Here is a 21,659-nt window from a genome sequence, read left to right on the forward strand (position 1 = left end):
GCACCTCATCACGGTTGAACAGCGTCGGCACGCGGCCGTTCCACTGACGGATCCAGACTTGACCTGTCCAGACTTTGCACGAAGCGGATAACTTCGCGCGTAAACGCATCATTCGCATCACCGGCCACCATATGGGTGGCGTGCGGCAACTCCACATGCTGCGCATGCGGCACCATTTGCAGGAATTCATCCACTGTGGCGCGTGACACCACATCGCTACGCGCGCCTGACAACAGCAGCACGGGTATATCGATCTTCGCCGCGGCCGTCTGCAGGAGCGGCTGATAGCGCGCGCTCTCCTGCACCAGATCACCAGCCAGCAAAGCCGGATCCCAGTGCCAGCGCAGCCGACCATCAGCACCTTCGCGCAACAAGGGACGCAATTGTTCCTCACTCTTGCGCTCGCGCCGCTGCGGGAGGTAGGCGGCGATCTGCTCGGAAGCCTCGGCGTAATTGGCAAAACCGTCTGGATGGGCCTGCATGAAGGCGAGAATGCGCTCCACTCCGGCGGTTTCCCAGCGCGGCGTGATGTCGACCAGCACCAGTGCGCGGAACGGCACCGGGCGCGCGTCGCCAGCGAGCACGATGCCGAGCAAACCGCCCATCGACGCACCCACCAGGATCGGCGGCTGCGGTTGGGCAGCGGCCAGCCGCAACAGGTCGTCGGCAAACTGATCCATGTGGTAACCATTACCGGAGTCCGCGCCACCGGGCATGCGATCGCTTTCGCCATGGCCGCGGCTGTCGAACGTCACGCAACGACACCCCTGCTCGGCCAGCGCCGTCGCCGCACCGTTCCAGGCGCCGCGCGTCTGTCCGAATCCGTGCGCGAACAACAGCGTTGGGCTGCCAGCTGGATGGCGCGTTTCCACGGCCAACCCCAGGTCGGCCACACGGAAACGGCTCAATTCAGCGTGGGTGTGAGTCGCATCTACCATACGGATGAGTATGGACGGTCTGAGCAAGCGCCGTCAACAGATGCAAGTCGCGAATCTCTTTGCGACGGCGAATATCCATTTATTTCAATTATCTAACGTCCTCACATTACAAAGTCGCGGGGTATCGCTACCATACGCGCATGAATGTCAGCAGCAAGCCTGAACGCACCCGTCTGTCAGCCGAAGACTGGGAAATCGCCGCCCTGCACCTGATTGCCGAACAAGGCGTCGGCGCACTGGCCGTGGAAGCATTGGCGCGCCAGCTCGGCGTGACCAAGGGCAGCTTCTACTGGCACTTTCGCACCCGCGAAGCGCTGCTGAACGCCGCGCTGGAGCGCTGGGAGCAATATGGCGAGCGCGAGATCATCAGTCAGATCGAACAGATCAGCGATCCGCGCAAGCGCCTGCCTGAGCTATTCCGCCGGGTTGCGCACGAGCTGCAGCCGCATCGCGTGTATGCCGCACTGTTGAAGGCGCTGGACCATCCACAAGTCGTCCCGGTGATGGCCCGCGTGTCGCAACGGCGGATGGAGTTCCTGACGACCGCGTTTCGTGAGGCCGGCCTGCCGCCGCCGCAGGCGCTCAATCGCGCACGGCTGACTTATGCCGCGTACGTCGGCTTCCTGCAGCTGAACTTCACGCTGGGTCTGCCGCGGATCAACCACGAGGAATTCGAAGCCTACGTGGAACACATGATCGCGACCCTGATCCCCGGCTGAGCGGCTCTTCAGCCGCTCATACGGTGCCTGCAGCAGACTGTTTTTGCTGCGCGCAACCTTGCAATGCCAGTGTCTGCAAACTACCGTTCCAGCTCTTTTTTACGGCAAGACCAGAGAGAGAACGATGGTAAGCAAGCTGGATGCACTCGATCGCTGGGTGAACGACGTGGCGGCTCTGACCCGCCCCGCGCAGATTCACTGGTGCGACGGATCGGACGCCGAATACCAGTCGCTGGTGCAGCAGATGCTGCAGACCGGCGACCTGATCGAGCTCAACCAGCAGACCCACCCGGGCTGCTACCTGCACCGCTCGAACCCGTCCGATGTGGCGCGGGTGGAACACCTCACCCTGGTCTGCCATCCGCAACAAGACGACACCGGCCCCAACAACCACTGGATGGATCCGAGCGAAGCACACGCGAAGATGGACGCGCTGTTCGACGGCTGCATGCAGGGTCGCACCATGTACGTGATTCCGTACTGCATGGGCCCGATCGATTCACCGCTGTCGCGCTGCGGCGTTGAAATCACCGACAGCCCGTACGTGGTCGCGAACATGCGCATCATGACCCGCATGGGCACGCCCGCGCTGGAGCGCATCGAGCGCGAAGGCCTCTCCGGCAGTCCGTTCATCAAAGGCCTGCACTCCACCGGCGAGCTCGATCCCGAGCGCCGCTTCATCATGCATTTCCCCGAAGAGCTCATGATCAAGTCGTACGGCTCCGGGTACGGCGGCAATGCCTTGCTGGGCAAGAAGTGTCACGCGCTGCGGATTGCCAGCCACCAGGCCCGTAGTGAAGGCTGGTTGGCCGAGCACATGTTGATCGTCGGCATCGAGAACCCGCAGGGCGAGACGCACTACGTCGCCGCCGCGTTCCCGTCCGCCTGCGGCAAGACCAATCTCGCCATGCTGATTCCACCGGAAGGCTACCGCGAGGACGGCTGGAAGGTATGGACGGTCGGCGACGACATCTGCTGGATGCGCCCGGGCGCGGATGGCCGTCTGTATGCGATCAACCCCGAAGCCGGTTTCTTTGGCGTGGCGCCGGGCACCAGCAACGCGACCAACGCAAACGCGCTCGAGAGCATTTCGCACGACACCATCTTCACCAATGTCGCCGTGACCGCCGACAACCAGCCGTGGTGGGAAGGCCTTCCCGGCACCCCCGTAACCGACTGGCAGGGTCGCCCGTACGATCCGGCGAATGGCCCGGCAGCACATCCAAACTCGCGCTTCACCGTAAGCGCCAGGCAGTGCCCGACTTGGTCGGAGCGCGCCGAGGATGCGCAGGGCGTGCCGATCAGCGCCATCGTGTTCGGCGGTCGGCGTCCGTCGCTGTTGCCGCTGGTGATGGAAGCACGTGACTGGACGCATGGCGTGCTGATGGGCGCTGCGATGGGTTCGGAAACCACCGCCGCTGCCACTGGCGCAGTTGGTGTGCTGCGTCGCGACTCGATGGCGATGAAGCCGTTCTGCGGCTATCACTACGGCGACTATTTCGCCCATTGGCTTTCGTTCGACCAGCCCGGCGCGAAGCTGCCGAATATTTTCCACGTGAACTGGTTCCGCAAGGGCAAGGACGGCAAATTTCTGTGGCCGGGCTTTGGCGACAACCTGCGCGTACTGGAGTGGATGCTGGATCGCGTCGATGGTCGCGTCAGCGGTCTGGAGACGCCCATCGGCACGGTGCCCGCGGCCGGTGAACTCAAACTGCACGGGCTCAAGCTCGAGCGTGCCCAGCTCGACGAACTGCTCGACGTAGATACCCTCGCCTGGCAGAGCGAACTCGCCGCCATCGGCGAGTACCTGGAAACCTTCGCACCGCGTCTGCCCGAGCGCCTGCACCAGGAACAGCAACGCGTGGCCAAGGCGCTCGCCGGGGCCAGCGGCCAGCCGCGCCGCGAGGCCAGCGCATCCTGATTGGCTTGCTCTTGATCCGGCTGATCCGATCAGACTGAGCTGACCCGATCACCGACCGGCCATTGACACCGAAGCCGCGGAAGATCCAAACCCTTCCGCGCGCTGATGCATCCAAGCTGGCAAGATGATCGCCGCCTGTCCAGAATCCGGAAGCCCCATGTCGCCTGCTGCGACCGCAGGAGCCCATAGCACCGATGACGTACGTGCGGCCGCCGCTGGCAATCGCGATGCGTTCCAGCGGTTGTATCGGCTGCACGTGGGCCGGGTGCATGGTGCGGTGTTCCGGCTCGCCGGTTATGACCACGCCCGCGCTGAGGATCTGACCCAGGAGGCGTTCATCCGCGCGTGGCAGAAGCTGCCCAGCTTTCGTCACGAAAGCGCCTTCGGTACCTGGCTGTATCGGCTCGCGGTGAATGTGGCGCTGATGGACATCCGTGCCCGTGGTGCCGATCCGGTCAGCGTGCTGGACGACGAACACCTGCCGGACAACGGCGAGACACCGTTCTGTGCCGCCGAGCGCAGGGAGCTGGAGCAAGCGATCGCGTCGCTGCCGCCGCGCGCCCGTGCCGTGCTGGTACTGCACGACATCGAAGGCTGGAAGCACGATGAAATCGGCAGCGAACTGGGCATGGCGGTGGGCACCTCGAAGGCTCAGCTGCACCGCGCCCGTGGCCTGCTGCGCAAAATTTTGGGAGAACAGGCATGAACGAATTCGAATGGCGCCGTCAAATGCAAGGCCTGCGCCAGCCGCTCGCCCCGCAGCGTGATCTGTGGGACTCGATCAACGCCGCTCTGGGGGACGCTGAGCAGCCCCTCACCCTGTCGCTGCCGGATCGCCAATCGACGCGCCCTCGTCGCTGGCTGATTGCTGCCAGCCTTGCGGCTTCGGCCCTGCTGGCCGTCGGCATCAGCTGGTACCTGCGCCCTCAGCACGCCGCAGTGACACCTGCGATCGCCAGCGTGCAGCCAGCCAACACGTCGGCGATTCCGGCCACCTGGAAGCCTGCCGATCCGCGGTTTGCCGGCGCCGCCATCGAGCTGGATGCCGCCCGCATGGAACTGCAACAGGCGATCCAGCAAGCACCAAACTCGCCCGCGTTGCAGCGCCTGCTGGATCGCACCGAACATCAACAGACGCAACTTCGCCAACTGGCCCACGAGGCCGGTTGAGCACCCGAGGAATGACCATGAAAATGCCCATCAGCGCCGCCCGCTTCGCCCCCCTGCTGCTGTGTCTGTGTGTCGGCCAGGCGCTGGCCGACACACCGATCAATTTGAGCCATGACGCTACGGCTGCCGTCCATGTCAGCATCAGCAACGTCAAAGGCACGGTGAGCGTGATCGCCTGGGATCGCAACCAGGTGCAGGTGAGCGGCCGGCTCGGCGATGGCGCCAAGCCGTTGGCGATCACCGGCACCAATGCCGACCTGGCGATCAAGGTCGAACCGCAGGGCAGCTCCAGCGTCTTCAACTGGGGCAGCGACAATGGCATGGGGTCGAGCACGCTGGAATTGCACGTCCCCAAGGGCGCTTCGCTGGATATCAGCGTGGTCAGCGCACCGCTGGTCATCGACGGTATCGATGGTGGCAGCATCGTCGTCAATACCGTCAGCGGCAGGTCCCGCATCAATGCGCGCACACCCTCACTGAAAGTGGAAAGCGTCAGTGGCGGCATCGAATTGGCGGGTCACGCCGAACAGGCGAATCTGCAGACTGTAAGCGGCGATATCCTCGCGCCCACTCTCGGCAGCCAGGTCAAGCTGCAGACCATTTCCGGCCATATCCAAGCCGAGGGTGGCCCATGGCAGAAACTGACGCTCAGCACGGTGTCCGGCGACGTGCAGCTGGCGGGCAAGCTGGCCGCCAACGGCAACCTGAGTATCGACAGCCTCAGCGGCAATGTGCAGCTGCAATTGCCGGCGGATACTTCCGGCTCCCTGCATGCCAGCAGTTTCAGCGGCGATCTGCGCAGTGACTTCGGCACCGCGGAAAAGCCTGAGCACGGTCCCGGCAGCACGCTAAGCACCCACCTCGGCAGTGGTGGTGGAACCATCAACGTCGAGACCTTCAGTGGCGACCTGCGCATTCGCAAGCAGGACTGACGATCGTCGTCACCCAAGGCTATGGGAGCGCACGCTCTTGCCCTTGTGGGAGCGACTTCAGTCGCGATGCTTTTGGTGTCTTGCAGGAAAGCATGGCGACTGAAGTCGCTCCCACAAGAGCTATAAGGATCAGAGATCCTGGTGGTATTGCACGTACGGCGTGCGCGATTGATCAGGCTCGGGACCGGCGGGAGTGTTCGCCGGGGTGCCGGATGACCACAGGTTCTGCGCGCCAACGCTCAGCGAGCCGCGCCACGGCAATCGCCAGGTTACGCCCAGGTCGATGCTGTTCCAGTGCCGGTCGGGACCGATCATGCCGCCTGGCACATAGCTGCTCGGCTCCATGGTACGACCGACCAGGGTGCCACTCAGCGGACCGTGATCGACGCCAAAACTCAGCGCTTTCTGATCCAGGGTGCTGACGCCGAGCAGGTTGCCCGGCAGCAGATAAATGTGGCCCACGCTGGCGCCCAGGTCGATCCCACTGGCGCTGCCAAGTGCGAGCCGACCACGCGCGTTGAGCTGTGCGCTGCTATCGAAACTTGGCAGGCCATCAACGCCTGGCGCAGCCCCCGGCAGAACCCGCGGCAACGGCGTGTTGTTGTCGGGAGTCGTAATGGTGCCGACACTCAGGCCGAGGCTGTAACGCGCTGTGCCATAGGTGGCGCCCACTTCGCTATCGAGCACCTGCGACGCCTGATTATTGGCCCACGAGTGCTGGCTGACCTCGGTATTGAGCTGCAGATTCGGCGTCAAGCCGTATTGCAGTCCGGTGGTCATGACCGTGTTTGCGTCAACCACGTGAAACGACAGCGGCACATTGCTGCGCAGGGTATCGGCTCCGCTGCTGCTATCAGCTTTGAGCGCCAGCAGATGACCATCTGCCCCGCGCCACAGCGGCACCACGACGCCGGGTTGAACCTGGGTGATTTGAGCCGGCGGCTGCGCGAGCAGATGCTCGGCCGTAGCGCTGTCACCGCTCGCAGACTGCCCGGCCGCGGCAAGCGGCAGCAGGCACATCAGCAACAGGACAGGCAGGCGGCGCATAAACTTGCTCGTTGACACTCTATTAAGGACGGGTCTGGGCTGCAAGTATACCCCATTTTTACGTTTTGCTAACACCCCGCGTGGGCGTATTATGCCTCACGTCATGCCCCACAAACGCATGATCTGTGCCACTGAGACCGGACGAGCTGCTGGCAGGTTCCCGTCCATCAAACGCTGGCCATCGCAAAGCTGGCGACGGGGCCAACTTACACGATATAAAGGCACACGACGTCGGTTTCACCTGACCGGCCTGGAACTGACTGCAGCCGATGAGCGTCACACCTACGATCCGTTCGTCTCTACCGCTACTGGTGGCGCGGGATCTTGCGGCTCTGCATGGCGCAGTGGAGCAATTGTTCAGAGCTCCCGACGCCGCCAGCGTGAGGGAAATCTGTGAGCTCATGCTGGGCAACTTCGGCATCCCGGGCCGCCTTCGGTGGCGATCCACGGACGAGCAGCCCGACAATCTGGCGTTGGCTCAGCTTGATCTGGCGGAAGATCCGCAAGATCCGCGGACGCTGACGCTCGAAGGGGCCGATCTGCCGCTGCCCGACGGCTTGCGGGCCCAGCTCGCCTGGCTGGGGCGCCTGGCCAACGCCCGCCTGCGTCAATTGGCCGAAACCAGCCGACTTTACGAGGCCATTTCCCGCCTCGCTCTGGCCGAGCGGCTACAGCGCGCGCTGTATGCGATTGCCGAGCAGGCTGGCGCCCAGCACGACATGCCCGAGATGATGCGTTCGCTGCATGCCATTGTAAGCAGCCTGATGTACGCGGAAAACTTCTACATCGTGTTGCACGACCCGTCCACTGACACCGTCCGTTTTCCCTATTACGTCGATACCGCCGATACCGACCCGCCGATACCCGACGAGAATCTGCCGCTGCACGACATGCTGCACAGCCTGACCTGGAACCTGCTGCAGGAAGGCCGGCCGATCATGGGCTCGATCGAAGAGCTGCGACAGCAGTTCGGCGATCGCTTCGTACTGGTGGGCCCCAGTTGCGAACACTGGCTCGGCGTGCCGTTGATACGCGGTGGCCATGTGGTGGGCGGCATCGTGGTGCAGAGTTATCGCCCCGACACCCATTACTCGCGGCATGATCTCGATCTGCTGAACTATGTGGCCCAGCACGTACAGACCGCGCTGGAGCGACGCGAAGCACACATCGAGCTCGGTCGCCGCGTGACTGACCGCACGGCCGCGTTGCGCGAGGCGAATCGCGTCCTGCGTCAGCAGGTTCTGCAGCGCCAGCGTGGTGAACGACTGCAGGCGGCACTGTTCCGGATTGCCGAACTCGCCAATACCTCGGAAAGCCTGGAAAAATTCTACGCCGCCGTGCATCGGGTCATCAGCGGTTTGCTGTACGCGCGCAACTTCTACATCGCGCTGGTCGATGAGGACAACGGGTTACTGACCTTCCCTTATTCGGTGGACGAGGTCGATAGCGTGCGTCCACCGCGCGCCCATGGTCGCGGTCTTACCGAGTACGTGCTGCGTCATGGCAAGCCGATGCTGGCCGACCCCCGTGAGATCGATCGACTGAGTGCCCTTGGCGAAATCAGCCACTCCGGCGCGCTCGCATTGTGCTGGCTGGGCGTGCCGCTGATGTGGGGCGGCAAGTCCATGGGTGTGCTGGCGCTGCAAAGTTATACGCCCGAACACACCTACAACGAGCGCGACCAGGAGCTGCTCACCTTCGTCAGCTACCACATTGCCAATGCGTTGCAGCGCAAGCAGGCCGCTTCATCGCTGAAGCAGGCGTATGCCGGCCTGGAGCGTCGGGTGACCGAGCGCACGCGTGCGTTGGCACTGGCCAACCGCGACCTGCGCGAGCAGATCGCCGAGCGCGAACGGGTCGAGCGCCGGCTGAAATACGAAACACTGCACGACTCGCTGACCGGGCTACCGAACCGCACCCTGCTGCTGCAGCGCCTGGAACAGGCCATGCTGCGCTACGCCACGAACCCGAACGAGCAGTTCGCGGTGTTGTTCATCGATCTCGATCGCTTCAAGGTGATCAACGATTCGGTCGGCCATTTGGTGGGCGACGACCTGCTGTTTCAGGTCGGGGGCCGCATCCGAGCCTGCCTGAAAACACGGGATGTGGTTGCGCGCCTGGGCGGCGACGAATTCGCGGTGTTGCTGGAAGGCATCACCGAAAACGGCAAGGCCATGCTGATTGCCGAACGGATCATCTGCGAGTTGCAGACACCGTTCCGGCTCGGCACCAAAGAGATATTCACGTCCGCCTCGATCGGCATCGCCCTGTCCAGCCCGCACTATCGGCAGCCGGAAGAATTGCTACGCGATGCTGACGCGGCCATGTACAACGCCAAGGACGGTGGACGCCATCGCGCGGCCATGTTCGACGCCCGCCTGCGCCGCGAAGCACTGTCGCTGCTGGATATGGAGAGCGACCTGCGGCATGCACTGAGCCGCAACGAATTCGTACCGTTCTACCAGCCGATCGTCGAACTCGCCGATGGTCGCGTCTGCGGCTACGAGGCATTGCTGCGCTGGCATCATCCGGAGCGCGGTTTGCTGTCACCGAACGACTTCCTGCTGATCGCCGAGGAATGTGGCTGCGCCGAGGCGATCGACTGGCAGATCTTCGAACAGGTCTGCACCCAGGCCGTGCGACTGATCGGCGACGACGGTTTTATCAGCATCAACGTCTCCGGCCGGCACTTCCGTTCGGCCGACCTCGACCAGCGACTACTCGCACTGTTCGATCAATATGCCGTGCCGACTCGCTGCATACGGATCGAGGTGACCGAACGGGCGCTGCTGGAAAATCCGAACCAGGTCAAGCAGATGCTGCAGAACCTGCGCAACCACGGAGTCGGCATCGCGCTCGACGACTTCGGTACCGGTTACTCCTCGCTCAGTTACCTGCACCAATACCCGTTCGAGACGTTGAAGATCGATCGCTCCTTCATCACCGAGTTGCCGCATGGCGATGAAGAAACCCAGGGGCTCGCGCTGGTGCGGGCGATCCAGGTGTTGGCCGATTCACTGCAGATGAAAGTGATTGCCGAAGGCATCGAGGAAGATTCGCAACGGCAGGCGCTGCTTCGGGTCGGCTGCCGCTATGGTCAGGGCTTCCTGTTTGCCTCGCCGCAACCGGCCGAATTCTGGCTACGCAGGGACACTCCGGTGTTGCTGGTGAGCGGCGTCCCCGCCGCCTGATCCAGCGTCAACGCCGGCGTGTCACCCGGTTTCGACCCGCAGGCTTCGTTTATTGCGGAGTATCCGGCGCCACGGGTGCTGGGCTCTCACTGAGCAGATGCTCCGCATCGATGCGATCGAAGTAGTAGCGCTGCGCGCAGAATTCGCAAATCACCTCGATCTCGTCGCCACGCGCCGCCAAAGCGGCCTCGACTTCATCGCGACCCAGTGAACGCAGCATCGTCGCCACCCGCTCACGACTGCAGCTGCAGCCGAACGCCAGCGGGCGCGGCTCGAACATGCGCACTGTTTCCTCGTGGTAAAGCCGAAAGAGCAGCTGTTCCGGTGGGGTGGCCAGCAATTCGTCGGCGCCAAGCGTGTCGGTCAGGGCAACCACGCGGCCCCAGGCATCCTCATCCTGTGCTGCGTCACGACCACCCTCTGTCGGCATCTTCTGCAGCATCAAGCCGACCGCGTGGTCAGCGTTGACGGCCAGCACGATGCGCGCCGGCAGTTGCTCGGACTGGATGAAGTAATTTTCCAGCGCGGCGGCCAGACCAGCATGCTGCAGGTCGACCAACCCTTGATAGCGTTGACCGCGCTCCACGTTGCCGATGGTGATCGCCATGATCGCGCCGGGCAGCGCGTGCAGCTCCAGCGGCTCGGACAACGGGTCGTTCCAGCGCGCCAGACCACGCAGGCGCCCCTGATCGGTGCACTCGGCAAACAGCATGCGCAGCGCGCCGTTGCTCTTCAGCTCGATCGACAACGCGCCGTCCAGCTTGATGTTGCCGGTCAGCAGCGCGCTGGCTGCCAGCGCCTCACCGAGCACCGCATGCAACGCCGACGGATAGTCGGCGCGACCGGCCACTTCGCGCCAGGCCGCTCCCAGCCGCACCATCACGCCACGCACGCCGGCGCCTTCAAGCAGGAATCGGTGCAGCACATCTTCTTCGACAGACAAGGTTTCCACGGATGCGCTCTCTTTAGGTTATTGCCCCAGATGGGGGCGCCATCGAGCCGGGACAACGCCCAGCAGCACCTCCCGGCGAGAGTAGCCGTAGCGAAGAGCTGCAGTGCGCCGCGATCATCCCGCCCCGGCAGACTTCTATACTGCGCCGACCTTCCTTCGCGAACTGCCATGCCCAGCCTGTTCCGCCGCCCCCTGTTGATTCGTCTGCTGCGCTCACTGGCAATTCTCGTGCTGGCCTGGCTGGTCGTGAGCTGGCTGCTGGTGCTGCTTTTGCGCTTCGTGCCGCCATGGACCTCGGCGGTGATGCTGGAGCGTCAGACCGGCGCCTGGCTGCGTGGTGAGCAGGATTTCCATCTACGCCAGCACTGGGTGCCTTGGGGACAGATATCGCCGTACGTGCCGCTGGCGATGGTCGCCGGCGAAGACCAGAAGTTTCCGTACCATCACGGCTTCGATTTTGACTCGATCCAGAACGCGATGGATGCCGCCGACGAAGGCAAGCGCCTGCGCGGTGCCAGCACGATCAGCCAGCAGACGGCGAAGAACCTGTTCCTGTGGAACGGCCGCAGCTTGGTGCGCAAAGGGCTGGAAGCGTATTTCACCGTGTTGATCGAGCTGACATGGCCCAAGCAGCGCATCCTGGAGATGTACGTGAACATTGCCGAAATGGGCGACGGCATCTATGGCGTAGGCGCAGCCTGCGACGCGTATTTCCATACTCCGCCGGCCCGGCTCAGCCCGGCGCAGGCCGCGCGACTGGCTGCCGTGCTGCCGAGCCCGCGCCGCCTGCACGCAGATCGACCCAGCGCTTATGTGCTGCGCCGCGCCGGCTGGATCCAGCAGCAGATGGAACAGTTGGGTGGGCCGTCCTACATCGAAGGCCACGCGCCGCCTCGCTTGCCCCGTTGAACCGCGGCAAGCGAGCACGCCGTTCACCACAGTACAAGGGCTACGGGACAGGCCGCACTGAGCCCACATGACGGCCAGCAGCAGCTTCACAACTTCACTACACCCCTGACATGCAGCGGCGCTAAACTCGTTGCCAGCCGGTCCGCATCAGGGCCGGGGAGACCCAAGCATGAGCCAGGTCAAACATCTGCTGGAAAGCAAGGGCAGCCAGATCTTCGCCATTGCACCGGATGCGCCCGTACTCGAGGCGATCAAGCACATGGCCGAGCATCGCATCGGCGCGCTGCTGGTGATGCGCGGCGAAAAGTTGGTAGGTGTGGTTTCAGAGCGCGATTACGCGCGCAAGGTGATCCTGCAGGGCCGCTCCTCGGCGCAGACCGCCGTGTCCGACATCATGCGCAGCGAACCGCTCACTGTCGGCCCCGACACCGATGTGTTCGACTGCATGCGCCTGTGTACCGAAAGCCGCGTACGGCACCTGCCGGTAGTGCAAGGCGATACGGTGGTCGGGGTGATCTCGATCGGCGATCTGGTCAAGGCGGTGATCGACGCGCAGGCCGAACAGATCGAACACCTGCAGCGCTACATCACGAGCTGAAGTCGGGAACGGATTCGGCGGACCACGTAGGTTGGGCTGAGCACAGCGAAGCCCAACGGTGCCTCAAGCCTTCACGGACACGTTGGGCTTCGCTGCGCTCAGCCCCACCTACGCCCGCCACTTCAGACGTCCCTACGCATCATTGACGGCAGCTTGAGCGTGCTCGTCGGGTGCCAGGTCGGGCGACCAGCCGGCACGTCGTGCCACCGCTGTAGCCAACGCAGCGACACCGCTGCCAAGCAGGGCCAGGCCGCCGACGCCAAGGCCCAGCATATGCAATCCGTTCACGCCACTGGTCACCAGTAGATCGCCAAAACGCCATACCGCCGTCTCGACAAAATTCTTGCCCTTGTAGCGCGTCTCGCGCGGCACCCTGGTGTACAGCGCATCCACCGCCGGCTTGGTCATGCCGTAGGCAAAACCGCGTGTGATCACCAGCGTTATGGCCAGCATCGGCACGCTGTAGCCGACCAACAGGACATTGCCTCCACCGAGCAGCACAACACCCAGCAGCAACGCGATATTGACCAGCGAAGGCACGATAAGACCCCAGCCGGCGCCGCGGCGGATCAGCAGCCAGGGTGTCAGTGTCAGCTGCAACGCGGCACCAAGTAGATTGGTCGCCAGATCCAGATCGTTGTAGAACGCGGTGCGCGCCACATTGCCGACCAGATGCGCCTTGGCGTAGTCCGCCATCAACGCATAGGCCAGCGTGCCGATGCCGTCGCCGAACACCATCAGCAAGGCCATATAACGCAGGAACGGGCGCGACCAAAGTTCTCTGATTCCGGCCCACAACGAACCACCGATCACTTCGCCACCGTGACTGCCCGGCTGTCGATCGTGCTGCGCGGAAATCCGCAGCAACAACATCAGCGCGAGCCCCAACGCCACCGCCGACACCACCAGCAGCGGCGCCACGCCAATCACCTGCACCAGCAAGCCGGTCACCAGCGGGCCGAAGATCGCGCCGCCCATGCCGCCCAGCGCGATCATCGAAAACACCCTTCTCGCCTGGCCGCTGCTGAAGATGTCCGCCATGAAACTCCAGAACAACGACACCACGAACAGGTTGAACACGCTGACCCAGACAAAGAACACCACGCCAAGCTGGCGCGCGCCGATGCGATCCTGCGCCATGAAGGCCGGCACAAACGCGAGCAGGCACAGAATGAAGAAACTGTAGCTCCAGCCAAGCAGGGGCTTGCGCGGAAAGCGCGCGACCAGCATGCCAAACACCGGTGTCAGCAACAGCATCACGGCGAATACCGCACCGTAGAACAGTGGCAGCGACTGCGATCCGACGGCGCCGCTCAGCTGATCGCGCACCGGCCGGATGATGTAGTACGAGGTCATCACGAAAAAAAACGCCAGCGCGGACAGCATCGGCGCAGCGCCTTGTTCCACTACAGCATCACGAGGCAAACTCACGGGCACATCCAGCGTGGGGCGCGGCAAGACTAGCATGCGCCTGCGTCCATCCAGCGAAGCTGAGAGCAGGCTCCAAGGGAATTCCTTTGAACAGCTATGACTATGTGATCGTTGGCGCCGGCTCGGCCGGTTGCGTGTTGGCCAACCGGCTCAGCGCGGATCCAGGCAAGCGCGTACTGCTGCTGGAGGCCGGGGCGTCCGACTGGAATCCGTTGATCCACATGCCGGCCGGCCTCGCGCGGCTCGCGACCAACCCACGACTCAACTGGAACTACCGCACCGAACCGGAGCCTGCACTCAACCAGCGCCGCTTGTGGTGGCCGCGCGGCAAGACGCTAGGCGGTTCCAGCTCGATCAACGCGATGTGCTACGTGCGCGGCGTGCCGGCCGACTACGACAGTTGGGCACAAGTCAGCGGCGATCCACGTTGGTCATGGGAACAAGTGCTGCCGTGGTTCCTGCGCAGCGAGGACAACAGCCGCGGTGCGAGTGCGCTGCACGGCGCAGGCGGCCCGCTCGGCGTCTCCGATCTGCGTCACCACAACGTGCTGTCGGCGGCCCTGGTCGACGCGGGCGTCAGTGCCGGCTATGACCGCAATGACGATTTCAACGGCGCCCGGCAGTCCGGCTTCGGGCTGTATCAGGTCACCCAGCGCAATGGCGCGCGCTGCTCATCGGCAGCGGCCTTTCTGAAACCTGTTCGAGGTCGTGAAAATCTGCACGTGCGTACGCATGCGCTGGTCGAACGCGTGCTGCTTGAACACGGCCATGCGGTGGGCGTGCAACTGCGTCGTGGGCGTCATGACGTGGAGCGGGTCGAGGCGGGTGAAGTGATCCTGGCCGCCGGCGCGATCAATACGCCGCAGCTGCTGATGCTGTCCGGACTTGGCCCGGCCGATCATCTGCTCGCGCATGATATTGGCGTGGTCGCCGACCTGCCCGATGTCGGCGGCGAGTTGCAGGATCACCTGGATATCTGCACTTTGATCGGCAGCAGGCAGGACGTCACCTACGATCATCTCAATGAACTGACGACCGGCCTGCGCTGGCTGCGTCATCGCGACGGGCCCGGCAGCTCCAACATCGCCGAAGCCGGCGGCTTCGTGCGCAGCAGGCTGGCTGACGATGCGCGCTGCGATCTGCAGTTCCATTTTGTGCCGGCGTTGCTTGATGATCACGGCCGCCATCGTCTGCCCGGCAACGGATACACGCTGCATGCGTGCTACCTGCATCCGCGCAGCCGCGGTCGCCTGCGCCTGCGCTCGGCCGATCCAGCGCAGCCGATCGCGATTCACGCCGGGTACCTGAGCGATCCCGCCGGGCAGGATCTGCAGCGGATGATCGAAGCGGCACGCTTGTCGCGCGACATCCTCGCCCAACCTGCGTTCGATGCGTATCGCGGCGACCAGGTGTTCCCCGATCGCTCACTCAGCACGGATGCCGAATACGCCGAGTTCATCCGGCGCAAGGCGGAAACCATCTACCACCCGGTCGGCAGCTGCCGCATGGGCAAGGACGACCGCGCGGTGGTCGACAGCGAACTGCGCGTGCGTGGCGTGCAGGGACTGCGCGTGGTCGACGCCTCGGTGATGCCGAGCCTGCCTACCGGGAACACCAATGCACCGACGATCATGCTGGCGGAGCGCGCAAGCGCCTTGATCCTCGGCGTGGCTTGACCCTGGCGTGACGTGACCGGTCCGTTGTGGATCGCCAGCAAGTACAAGACAATCAGATGGACTCCACGCAGCGTCATGATCCGATCCATCGACTGCTCCACCCTGAGGCGCGCTCCACGCCGGAATCAAGCCAGAATCACATGCCGTTTCGAAAGTCTTTTCTACTGATCGCAGGCGCGCTCGGGCTGGCCTGCCCGCCAGTCTTCGCGGATGCTTCCAGCACTTCCCGGCAAGCCCCGACCAACCCTACTGCTGCGACCGCGACGCAGGCCCTGCCACCAGAACGCGTCGCCAGTACCCTTGCCGACTACCAGCGCTGGTTGGATCGACTCGCTGAGCGTCAAGCCGTCGCTGGCCTGGTTACGGCCGTGGTGATCAACGACAAGGTGGTCTACGAGCATACCCTCGGTTACGCCGATGCCGCCACGCAGCAGCCCGTCACGCCAGACACGGTGTTTCGGTTGGCCTCCCTGTCCAAGGCCTTTGCCACGGCTCTCACCGGCTTGCTGGTGCAGGATGGCAAGCTGGAATGGGACACCAAGCTGGTCGATGTGTTGCCATACTTCAAGCTCAAGGATGTACAGGCCGGCGCCGAGGCCACGGTGAGCGACATCCTTGGCCAGCGCCTGGGTCTGCCGCGCAACACCTACGACAACATGCTCGAGGGCGACGTCCCCTACGAGGAGCTGGTGCGCAAGCTGGACGAGGTCAACATGGTGTGTGGCGTCGGCCAGTGCTACGGCTATCAGAATGTCGCGTTCGGAATGATCGGCGACGTGGTCTTCGCGCGAACCGGCGATTTTTTCTACCGCCAGGTCGGCCGGCGCATCTTCTATCCGTTGGGCATGAACACCGCCAGTTATGGTCTCGCTGCGCTGGAGTCGAGCCAGAGCTGGGCACGGCCGCATCGGCAGTCCGGTCATAGCTGGATCCCGTTCGAGCCGACTGAAACCTACTATCGCGTGGCGCCGGCGGCGGGGGTTAACGCCAGCCTGCGAGACATGGAGAAATGGCTGATCGCACAGATGGGCGGCCGCCAGGATGTGCTGCCGACATCGCTGCTGGACGTGCTGCACACCCCCGGGATCACGACTCCAATCGAGCTCCATGAAACGCCATGGCGCAGTGCGCGTCTGACGGCCGCGCACTATGCCTTGGGCTGGCGCGTCTACGAATACGGCGGTGAAACCCTGATCTATCACGCCGGCGCGGTGGCCGGATATCGCACGATGATCGGCTTCTTCCCGAAGTACCACGCTGGCGTGGTCACCCTGTGGAATTCAAGCGGCGCGGTTCCCAGCGGGCTGATGCCGATGGTGTTTGACGAACTGCTTGGCTTGCCGCATGTGGACTGGGCTGGCATCGAAGGTGCGGCAGCTGCCAATACGGCGCCTAAAAAGGTCAAGAAGCGCAGTCGCAGTTCGAACCGCGGTCAGTAGCTCTGGAGCACCCCCTGATCCAGTTGACGCATCCACCAGAACGCAGGCCACTGAAAGCGCGGCGGCATCGAGATCCACGATGCGCACAAAAAGGAACGGCGCATGCAAGCATGCGCCGTTCCTTTGATGTCGCCTTGAATCTATACGGTCAGAGATTGAACTCGATCTTCTGTTGACGCGTGCTGGAGACCGCCACGCCGTCCTTCATCGCTGGCGTGAAGCGATAGCGATTCACCGCATCCACCGCCGCGTGATCGAAGACAATCCGCGGCTGTGAATCCACGACTTTCACATCCCGGGGCCGTCCGTCGACGTCGATCGTAAACGCGACCACCACCCAACCGGTCTGCTGCGCCTGCAACGCTGGCCGGGGATAGTTCGGCGACACAGCCTTCACCAGCACAGCCTCGCTGCTCTGGCCACCAGTGCCCGCACTGGCACCTTCGGTCGCGGCCGGCTTGTTTGCCGCCGCGGCTTGCTGGGTTGGCGGCGGTGTCGCAGGCGCCTGCTTCGCCTTTTGCTGCTCGGTCAATTCGCGTTGCTGCTCGGCCAGCTTGTCGGCCTGCAGTTTGTCCGCAGCGGTCTTCTGTGCCGCCAGCTGCTCGGTCTTCTGCTGATCAACCGTCTGCTGCTGTTGCTTGTCGAGCAGCTTGCGCTGCGCATCCAGCTTGGAGCGCAGGATGGTCAACGTGAAGTTGGTCGGGTCGGCCTTGGCCAGCAGATCAATCTGGCGCTGCGCCTCATTGAAATCGCGCGTATTGATCGCCTGCTCCGCCGAGGTGGCAGCGAACGGGAAGGTCTCGCGCAAGGCGTCGGTAGCCACCTGGTTGCCTGGCTGTTTCTCCAGCGCTCTCAGATAGAACTCGAACGCGTTGTTGCCGGCTGGCGCCAGGTAGCGCTGCTCGTTCATCGCCGTGCGCGCCTCGGACAGCAGCTGATTGATATCCATCGCCGCCACGTTCGCCGGCGCTGCCGGGGCCGCCCGCGACTCCACGGATACTGGCGAGGACGGATGCCCACCGGTGTCGGCCAGGACCATTTCCTGATGCGGCTTGATGATCAGGAACCACGCACCAACGGCAAGCATTACGATGACGGCGATAATGGCTATCGCTACCGGCCTGACGGCCCCGCGCGCATGACGGCGCGTATGAAGTAGATATCGGGTATCCATAGTCTCTCACTGAGTGTCGACAGATACCCGCGCTTTTTCCCCCTGTAGGAGCAGTGAGTCCCCCGGACTCGCTGCGGCGCGGATGTACAAAAGGTAGCTGCAATGACGCTGCACAGCAAATCGTGGGATTCCCACGGCATGGGCACGGGCGACTCAATGGGTCGGACGGCGACGAGGTTTCGCCATAGGGCTGCTCGTCAAGGGACTGTATGCGCGGTGGCCGGAGAAATCCTGACCCCTGAAACGAAGCGTCCCGGCCAGGCCGGGACAAGTCTTTCGAAGTGCTCTCCCCGCGCTGGGCACCGCGGGGAGAGAAGTCGATTGCGTTTCTTGTTGGAGTACCGCTTGTTGCTTATTACTTCTTGGAGGTTTTGGAGGTCTTGGTGGCCTTCATTACCTTGGCCGGTGCAGCTTTCTTGGCGGCCGGCTTCTTGGCAGCCTTTTTCGCGACTTTCTTCACGGCAGCCTTCTTGACGGCCTTCTTGGCTGCCGGCTTCTTGGCAGCCTTTTTCGCCGCGACTTTCTTCACGGCAGCCTTCTTAACGGCTTTCTTGGCGGCCGGCTTCTTGGCGGCAACCTTCTTTACGGTGGATTTCTTGGCGGCCTTCTTGGCGGCCGGTTTCTTTGCAGCGGATTTCTTGGCAGTGGCCATAGTTCGTCTCAGCTCCTCATCAGTTGGCAGTGGTTGCCCAGTAAAAGCGTGCAGGAACGCTTCAACCAACAAGTCGCTGTTGGTAGCGTGCCGAAGATTGTTCACTTGACGGTGGGTGCGCAAATCAGAAAGACGCCGCAGAACATGCAGCGGAATCGAGACAGTAATCTTGCGTACTGCATTGGCCTTTTCACCGTGCTCGACATAAGGCTTGATGAATTTTGCGGTAGCCATAACGCACATTCCCCGTGATCTGATGCGAAAGCTATCCCTGAAGAATTCGGCTGTCAATTGATTTTATCCATTAAATCAAACTACTCCACCCGACCACAAGCCCTCTGAAACCCTGCCTCGGCAACACTTTGCGGGTACTGACGGCCTTCATTGTTTAGACGTCCATACGTCCAACCATTATTTTCGATAAAATCGATAAAATGGCTTAAAACCCTTGCGTGGCAACGATTTCACGATGTTTGGCGGATCGTGAAGTGAAAATGCATCGTTCTGAAAATCGTCATAAACGAGGTGGCTTGAATGAGGCCTGGCGGCGCCGTGGAGATGAACAGAACACCACTGAAAAAATTTTAATCAGTCCTCCGGCGCGGGCGCGAAAAGTTCGATATTTTGTCCCCCGGCGCCCCGACGACGTGGCGGAGCGGAAGATTCCCGATGACCCGGACACGACTCGCCGAGCACAAAACCGGCGGCGATTTTTTTCTTCGCAGGTGTTTCGACTGACTCACGCGCGCGCTCTGGAATATCAGTCGACCCGATGGAAAAAGAAAGATCGAGGGGCGCCTCGGTGCGCATCATGGACGTCTGTCGATAACGTGACGGAAGCGTGTTTCGGATGTCTTCCATGGCGACGCGATGCAAGCCTGCGAACTCTCCATTGGAGGGATTGCCACCGACGCGGCGGCCAGCAAGAAAAGCTTTTGCGCCTGAATCCTGGAGACATCCAGGCGGCCATTCCGGACTGGCAGCGCGACCGCTTTGTTCGGGTCGCGCGATGCCCGGATCACTGGGCCTTCACGCCAACGGGTCGCGATCTCGCCGGACAGATCTCGGCGTAGTCGCAGCCCACTGTCCCGGCGCGGCGCGCGAAGACCGGATGCGATGCCCTGGCCGGACGCGGCCTTCCCCAGGGCACCCCTGAAACATCGACGGCCGCAGAGGCGGCCGTCGATGTTTCAGGGGTGCCGGAAGACTCAGTGGTCTTCGCTTTCGACCAGCTCTTCGTAGGCATTCGCGTCGAGCAATTCGTCCAGCTCCGCGCGGTCACTGGGGCGCACCAGGAAGATCCAGCCCTCACCATAGGCGTCTTCGTTGATGGTTTCCGGCTTGTCGTTGAGCGACTCGTTCACCTCGACCACCTCGCCGGAAACCGGCGCGTAGATGTCCGAGGCAGCTTTCACCGACTCCACTACAGCGGCCCCGGTACCCGCCTTCACGCTGGAGCCGATTTCCGGCAGCTCCACATAGACCAGGTCGCCGAGCTGTCCTTGCGCGTGGTCGGAGATGCCCACCCGGACCAGACCGTCGTCTTCGACGCGTGCCCACTCGTGGGATTTGAGGAATTTCAGATCGCCAGGAATCTCGCTCATGATCAGGTCCAGTCGTTGGTTTCAGTCAATAGGGGAGCGGCAATTCTAGCCGCATCCGCCGTGAGGCAGGTGTGCAATGCATGGCTGTGAGTGCTTCAGATACCGTCACAAGGTTTACCGTCGCGCACAAACGGATATTTCACCAGCCGCACCGGCACTTCGCGGCCGCGGATGTCGACGCGGACCGCACCCGGCTCGCCCACCGGGATGCGCGCAAACGCGACCGCCTTCTCCAGGGTCGGCGCAAAACTGCCGGACAGGATCTCGCCCTCGCCGTTCGCGGTCAGCACCTTCTGACCATGGCGCAGTACGCCCTTGTCGTCCAGTACCAGGCCAACCATGACCCGCTTCACGCCGGCAGCCTTCTGCGCTTCCAGCGCAGGGCGGCCCATGAACGCACGGCCCTCGTCCAGCGTGATGGTCCAGCCCAGGTTTGCCTCCCATGGTGAGATGTCCTCTTCCATGTCCTGGCCGTACAGGTTCATGCCGGCCTCCAGCCTCAGCGTATCGCGCGCACCCAGTCCTGCCGGTGCCACGCCCGCATCGGCGAGCGCCGCCCATAGTGCGACGGCATGATCGGCCGGCACGATGATCTCGAAACCATCCTCGCCGGTGTAGCCGGTGCGCGCGACGAACAGCGGCATACCGTGCGGCCCCTGCGCGGCGGCGGCAGAAAACTTGCCAAGCTTCTCGATGCGCGAGCGATCGACCTCGTGCAACAGATCAAGCACTTTCGCGCGAGCATTCGGGCCCTGCACGGCGATCATCGCGAACTCGGGGCGCTCCTTCACCTGCACGTCGAACGCGACGGCCTGCTTTTCGATCCAGGCCAGATCCTTCTCGCGGGTGCTGGCGTTGACCACCAGCCGGAAAAATTCCTCGCCGAGGTAGTACACGATCAGGTCGTCGATGACCCCACCCTGCTCGTTCAACATGCACGAATACAGCGCCTTGCCATGCACCTTCAGCTTGTCGATGCTGTTGGCCAGCAGATGGCGCAGAAATTCGCGGGTCCGTGCGCCATGCAGGTCGATCACCGTCATGTGCGACACGTCGAACATGCCGGCGTCCCGGCGCACGGCGTGATGCTCCTCGATCTGCGAACCGTAGCTGATCGGCATGTCCCAGCCGCCAAAGTCGACCATGCGCGCGCCAAGGGCACGATGGGTGGCGTTGAGTACGGTCTTTTCGGTCATCACGGCGAGGCCTTGCAGGGGAGTTCTCCATTATCGCTGCCGGCCCAGGGCATTCCAAGCGCTGATGCAATCCGGGCGACGACGCAATCCAGGCGACGACGCGCCACCGG

19 protein-coding genes are annotated in these 21,659 nt (G+C 63.1%); 10 read left to right on the forward strand and 9 right to left on the reverse strand.

The features are described from left to right. Positions 1-8: 8 nt before the first annotated feature. Entirely contained in the window at positions 9-908 is a 900-nt protein-coding gene (locus HDE77_RS08770; RefSeq protein ID WP_255482615.1) for an alpha/beta hydrolase, read from the reverse strand. A gap of 170 nt (positions 909-1,078) precedes the next feature. Here HDE77_RS08770 and HDE77_RS08775 point away from each other — a divergent pair, with 170 nt between their 5' ends. The 5 genes from HDE77_RS08775 to HDE77_RS08795 all read left to right on the forward strand — a co-directional run bounded on the left by HDE77_RS08775 (position 1,079) and on the right by HDE77_RS08795 (position 5,680). Beyond that, positions 1,079-1,657 carry a TetR/AcrR family transcriptional regulator gene (locus tag HDE77_RS08775; RefSeq protein WP_184416801.1) on the forward strand — a complete coding sequence of 193 codons (579 nt, stop codon included), beginning with the start codon at positions 1,079-1,081 and terminating at the stop codon, positions 1,655-1,657. A 124-nt stretch (positions 1,658-1,781) separates the two neighbouring features. Next, positions 1,782-3,578: a phosphoenolpyruvate carboxykinase (GTP) gene (locus HDE77_RS08780; RefSeq protein ID WP_184416802.1), complete on the forward strand. Its 1,797-nt coding sequence runs from the start codon at positions 1,782-1,784 to the stop codon at positions 3,576-3,578. Between the two features lie 157 nt (positions 3,579-3,735). Beyond that, on the forward strand, positions 3,736-4,284 hold the full coding sequence (locus tag HDE77_RS08785; RefSeq protein ID WP_184416803.1) for a sigma-70 family RNA polymerase sigma factor: 549 nt from the start codon (positions 3,736-3,738) through the stop codon (positions 4,282-4,284). Further along, the gene (locus tag HDE77_RS08790) at positions 4,281-4,748 is read left to right on the forward strand and encodes a hypothetical protein (RefSeq protein WP_184416804.1); all 468 of its coding nucleotides are present in this window, start codon (positions 4,281-4,283) and stop codon (positions 4,746-4,748) included. The genes HDE77_RS08785 and HDE77_RS08790 overlap by 4 nt, the downstream gene beginning before the upstream one ends. 29 nt (positions 4,749-4,777) lie before the next feature. Further along, positions 4,778-5,680 carry a DUF4097 family beta strand repeat-containing protein gene (locus HDE77_RS08795; protein ID WP_184417029.1) on the forward strand — a complete coding sequence of 301 codons (903 nt, stop codon included), beginning with the start codon at positions 4,778-4,780 and terminating at the stop codon, positions 5,678-5,680. Positions 5,681-5,809: 129 nt separating this feature from the next. On the opposite strand, the gene HDE77_RS08800 is transcribed toward HDE77_RS08795, so the two are convergent. After that, a complete protein-coding gene (locus HDE77_RS08800; protein ID WP_184416806.1) occupies positions 5,810-6,727 on the reverse strand; it encodes a hypothetical protein in 918 nt (305 codons plus the stop codon). Between the two features lie 269 nt (positions 6,728-6,996). Here HDE77_RS08800 and HDE77_RS08805 point away from each other — a divergent pair, with 269 nt between their 5' ends. Further along, positions 6,997-9,918 (forward strand): EAL domain-containing protein, encoded by a 2,922-nt coding sequence (locus HDE77_RS08805; RefSeq protein WP_184416808.1) that lies wholly within the window; start codon positions 6,997-6,999, stop codon positions 9,916-9,918. Between the two features lie 49 nt (positions 9,919-9,967). Here the strand turns inward: HDE77_RS08805 and HDE77_RS08810 are convergent, their stop codons facing one another. Beyond that, positions 9,968-10,870, reverse strand: a complete 903-nt coding sequence (locus HDE77_RS08810) for an Hsp33 family molecular chaperone HslO (RefSeq protein ID WP_184416810.1) — start codon at positions 10,868-10,870, stop codon at positions 9,968-9,970. A 168-nt stretch (positions 10,871-11,038) separates the two neighbouring features. On the opposite strand from HDE77_RS08810, the gene mtgA reads away from it, so the two are divergent. Continuing rightward, positions 11,039-11,779, forward strand: a complete 741-nt coding sequence (gene mtgA / locus HDE77_RS08815; RefSeq protein ID WP_184416812.1) for a monofunctional biosynthetic peptidoglycan transglycosylase — start codon at positions 11,039-11,041, stop codon at positions 11,777-11,779. Between the two features lie 169 nt (positions 11,780-11,948). Further along, on the forward strand, positions 11,949-12,377 hold the full coding sequence (locus HDE77_RS08820) for a CBS domain-containing protein (protein WP_184416814.1): 429 nt from the start codon (positions 11,949-11,951) through the stop codon (positions 12,375-12,377). 132 nt (positions 12,378-12,509) lie between these two features. Here the strand turns inward: HDE77_RS08820 and HDE77_RS08825 are convergent, their stop codons facing one another. Continuing rightward, positions 12,510-13,763: an MFS transporter gene (locus HDE77_RS08825; protein WP_184417030.1), complete on the reverse strand. Its 1,254-nt coding sequence runs from the start codon at positions 13,761-13,763 to the stop codon at positions 12,510-12,512. A gap of 131 nt (positions 13,764-13,894) precedes the next feature. Here HDE77_RS08825 and HDE77_RS08830 point away from each other — a divergent pair, with 131 nt between their 5' ends. Together HDE77_RS08830 and HDE77_RS08835 are read left to right on the forward strand one after the other, a co-directional pair. Beyond that, positions 13,895-15,484 carry a choline dehydrogenase gene (locus tag HDE77_RS08830; protein WP_184416816.1) on the forward strand — a complete coding sequence of 530 codons (1,590 nt, stop codon included), beginning with the start codon at positions 13,895-13,897 and terminating at the stop codon, positions 15,482-15,484. A 140-nt stretch (positions 15,485-15,624) separates the two neighbouring features. Continuing rightward, complete coding sequence (locus HDE77_RS08835) at positions 15,625-16,923, forward strand: serine hydrolase domain-containing protein (RefSeq protein WP_184416818.1); 1,299 nt, start codon at positions 15,625-15,627, stop codon at positions 16,921-16,923. Positions 16,924-17,071: 148 nt separating this feature from the next. Here the strand turns inward: HDE77_RS08835 and HDE77_RS08840 are convergent, their stop codons facing one another. The 5 genes from HDE77_RS08840 to gcvT all read right to left on the reverse strand — a co-directional run bounded on the left by HDE77_RS08840 (position 17,072) and on the right by gcvT (position 21,549). Continuing rightward, on the reverse strand, positions 17,072-18,097 hold the full coding sequence (locus HDE77_RS08840; RefSeq protein WP_184416820.1) for an energy transducer TonB: 1,026 nt from the start codon (positions 18,095-18,097) through the stop codon (positions 17,072-17,074). 355 nt (positions 18,098-18,452) lie between these two features. Continuing rightward, positions 18,453-18,983 carry a met regulon transcriptional regulator MetJ gene (gene metJ, locus HDE77_RS08845; RefSeq protein ID WP_184416822.1) on the reverse strand — a complete coding sequence of 177 codons (531 nt, stop codon included), beginning with the start codon at positions 18,981-18,983 and terminating at the stop codon, positions 18,453-18,455. Between the two features lie 354 nt (positions 18,984-19,337). Further along, a complete protein-coding gene (locus HDE77_RS08850; RefSeq protein ID WP_184416824.1) occupies positions 19,338-19,610 on the reverse strand; it encodes a hypothetical protein in 273 nt (90 codons plus the stop codon). Between the two features lie 347 nt (positions 19,611-19,957). Then, positions 19,958-20,353, reverse strand: a complete 396-nt coding sequence (gene gcvH / locus HDE77_RS08855; protein ID WP_184416826.1) for a glycine cleavage system protein GcvH — start codon at positions 20,351-20,353, stop codon at positions 19,958-19,960. Between the two features lie 95 nt (positions 20,354-20,448). Then, positions 20,449-21,549: a glycine cleavage system aminomethyltransferase GcvT gene (gcvT, locus tag HDE77_RS08860; protein ID WP_184416828.1), complete on the reverse strand. Its 1,101-nt coding sequence runs from the start codon at positions 21,547-21,549 to the stop codon at positions 20,449-20,451. Between the last annotated feature and the right edge of the window lie 110 nt (positions 21,550-21,659).

Source organism: Rhodanobacter sp. MP7CTX1 (genome assembly GCF_014205795.1).
GTDB lineage: Bacteria > Pseudomonadota > Gammaproteobacteria > Xanthomonadales > Rhodanobacteraceae > Rhodanobacter.